A 2,979-nucleotide genomic window follows, 5' to 3' on the forward strand; every position below is an offset into this window, starting at 1 on the left:
CAGAGTTTCGGTGGTCATGGCGGCAGGGAAACGCCCGGTCCCATTCCGAACCCGGAAGCTAAGCCTGCCAGCGCCGATGGTACTGCACCCCCGCGGGTGTGGGAGAGTAGGACACCGCCGAACACAATTTGATACTCGAGGCCCCGGTCGAGAACTGTAAAAGGTTCTCCCGGGGCCTCGAGCTTTTTGCCCGGTACTGCCCGAACAAGGCGGACAGCACCGGGCGATCAAGCCAGCAGAGCCTCCACATCGGCACGCAACGCGGCCATCGTCGCCGTCGCATCCACTCGCACCTCCGCCAACGCGGCGGCGTCCGCCACCGGCCGCGCCACCTGCAGGTAGCACTTCAGCTTCGGCTCGGTGCCCGACGGGCGGATCACCACCCGCACCCCGCCGCCGGCGATCCGCAACGCGTCGGTCTCCGGCAACAGATCCTCCATCTCCACGGCCAACCCGGCCAGCTCGGCCGGCGGCGTCTTCCGCAGACGCGCCATCAGCTGCCCGCGGACCGACAGATCCGTCACCCGCAACGACACCTGGTCCGTCACGTACACCCCGTGCGCGACGGCGAGCCGATCCAGCTCGTCGAGCAACGACCGGCCCTCGGCCTTCAGCTTCGCCGCCAGATCACACGCGAGCGTCGCCGCGGCGATGCCGTCCTTGTCCCGCACGAAGTCCGGGTTCACGCACAGCCCGAGCGCCTCCTCGTAGGCGAACACCAGCCCCGCACCGGAGCGGGTCAGCCACTTGAACCCGGTCAAGGTCTCCGCGTACCGGGCGCCGTGGGCGCGGGCGATCGCACCCAGCATCGACGCGGACACGATCGTCGTCGCCACCAGCGGGTCCGGGTTGCTGGTCGTGGACAGGACGTACTCGCCCAACAGCACCCCGGTCTCGTCCCCGCGGAGCATCCGCCACGTGCCTGCCGGGTCCGGGACGCCGACGGCACACCGGTCGGCGTCCGGGTCCAGGGCGATGGCGAGGTCGGCGTCCACCTCCGCGGCCAAGGCGAGCAGCAGATCGGTCGCGCCGGGCTCTTCCGGGTTGGGGAAGGACACCGTCGGGAAGTCCGCGTCCGGGTCGGACTGCTCGGGCACCAGGTGCACGTCGGTGAACCCGGCCCGGGACAGCGCCGCACGCAGGACGTCGGCGCCGACCCCGTGCAGCGCGGTCGCCGCGACCCGCAGATCGCGGTGCGGAGACCGCGGGACCTGCGACACCCGGTAGAGGTACTCGTCGAGGATCTCCTCCCCGAGCACCGTCGCCCCGGGCTTGCGGGGCACGCTGATCGCGCCCGGCGCGTCGGCGATCGCGGCTTCGATCTCGGCGTCGGCGGGCGGCACGATCTGGATCGCGGTGTCGTCGTAGAGCTTGTAGCCGTTGTCCGCGGGCGGGTTGTGGGACGCGGTGATCTGGATGCCGGCGGCCGCGCCGAGGTGTTTGGTCGCGAACGCCACCAGCGGTGTCGGCAGTGCCCGGGGCAGGACCCGCACGTCGAACCCCGCCGCGTGGAGGACCTCGGCCGCCGCCGCGGCGAACTCCGCCGAGCCGTGGCGGGCGTCCCGGCCGACGACCTCGCGCCGGCCGGCCTTGCCGTGCTCGGTCAGCCAGGCCGCGACCCCGGCCGTGGTGCGGACGACGACCGCGGTGTTCATGCCGTTCGGCCCCGCCCGGACGGGACCGCGCAGCCCGGCGGTGCCGAACTCGAGCGGGCCTGCCATCCGGTCGGCGAGGTCGTTCAACGCGTCCGGGGCACCGTTCATCGCGGCGGCGAGCACGGCCTGCAGCTCCTGCCGCGCGGCCGGGTCGACGTCGTCGGCGATCCAGCGGAACGCGCGGTCCCGGAGTTCCGGGTCGAGCCGGCTCATGCGCGCGCGACGAGCTGACGCAGCAGGGTGCCCATCTTCTCCGCCGACGCGCGTCCGGCCTCCAGGACCTCCTGGTGGCTCAGCGGTTCGCCGGTCATGCCCGCGGCGAGGTTGGTGACCAGGGACAGCCCGAACACCTCGACGCCGGCGGCGCGCGCGGCGATCGCTTCGAGCACGGTCGACATGCCGACCAGGTCGGCGCCGAGGGTGCGCAGCATGCGGATCTCGGCGGGGGTCTCGAAGTGCGGACCGGGCAGGCCCGCGTAGACGCCCTCGGTCAGGCTCGGGTCGATCTGGCGCGCCAGGTCCCGCAGGCGGTGCGAGTACAGGTCGACCAGGTCGACGAAGTTCGCGCCGGTGATGGGGGAGGTCGAGGTCATGTTGAGGTGGTCGCAGATCAGCACCGGCTGGCCGACCTGGTAGTCGTCCCGCAGGCCACCCGCGGCGTTGGTGAGCAGGACGGACTTCACGCCCGCGGCGGCCGCGGTGCGCACGTTGTGCACGACGCGGCCCACGCCCTTGCCCTCGTAGAGGTGGGTGCGGCCGAGCAGCACCAGGGCACGCTTGCCGTCGACGTCCACCGAGCGGACGGTGCCGCCGTGCCCCACGGCGGTCGGGGTCTCGAAGCCGGGCAGCTCACCGAGCGGGATCTCCGCCTCGGGCTCGCCGATCACGTCCGCCGCGGGACGCCACCCGGAGCCGAGAACCACCGCGATGTCGTGCTTGGCGAAGCCGGTGCGCTCGGCGATGGTGGCGGCAGCAGCCGACGCCACATCTTGTTCGGTCATGGGAACATCCTCCCAGCGCCGCGCCACGCCGCGCGTTGAACCCAAGGTAGCTGGGTGGTCATCCCGTCGCCTGACACGTGACGATCACCTTGAGCCAGGGCCGCAACCCAGGCCGCCAACCGGCGGCCGACGGTGCCAACCTTGCGGCCCTGGCTCAAGGTGATATGCACAAACCGGAAGGCGACGGGATGACCACCCAGCGACCACCTGCTCGGGGTGAGACAACAACGGTCCCCCGTCATCCCGGAGCCTGCCTGTCCGGCGAGGACATCTCTTGATCTTTAGAGGTGGCTGGGGGCAGGCGAAGAGCCCGCCCTACGGGC

At 71.9% G+C, this 2,979-nt stretch carries 2 protein-coding genes and 1 rRNA gene; 1 reads left to right on the forward strand and 2 read right to left on the reverse strand.

The annotated features are described in order from the left end of the window. The first annotated feature begins 6 nt into the window (after positions 1-6). A 5S ribosomal RNA gene (rrf, locus tag D0D15_RS35495) occupies positions 7-123 on the forward strand. Positions 124-227: 104 nt separating this feature from the next. Here rrf and D0D15_RS35500 read toward each other — a convergent pair. Beyond that, on the reverse strand, positions 228-1,868 hold the full coding sequence (locus D0D15_RS35500) for a phospho-sugar mutase (protein ID WP_115945095.1): 1,641 nt from the start codon (positions 1,866-1,868) through the stop codon (positions 228-230). Beyond that, the gene (locus D0D15_RS35505) at positions 1,865-2,656 is read right to left on the reverse strand and encodes a purine-nucleoside phosphorylase (RefSeq protein WP_094008927.1); all 792 of its coding nucleotides are present in this window, start codon (positions 2,654-2,656) and stop codon (positions 1,865-1,867) included. The genes D0D15_RS35500 and D0D15_RS35505 overlap by 4 nt, the downstream gene beginning before the upstream one ends. Between the last annotated feature and the right edge of the window lie 323 nt (positions 2,657-2,979).

The sequence above is a fragment of the Amycolatopsis thermalba genome (assembly GCF_003385215.1).
Taxonomy (GTDB): domain Bacteria; phylum Actinomycetota; class Actinomycetes; order Mycobacteriales; family Pseudonocardiaceae; genus Amycolatopsis_E; species Amycolatopsis_E thermalba.

What these genes read in the sequence shown, in the direction of transcription:
- D0D15_RS35505 (WP_094008927.1), bottom strand. Translation starts at nt 2,656, where the DNA reads ATGACCGAACAAGATGTGGCGTCGGCTGCTGCCGCCACCATCGCCGAG.
- D0D15_RS35500 (WP_115945095.1), bottom strand. Translation starts at nt 1,868, where the DNA reads ATGAGCCGGCTCGACCCGGAACTCCGGGACCGCGCGTTCCGCTGGATC.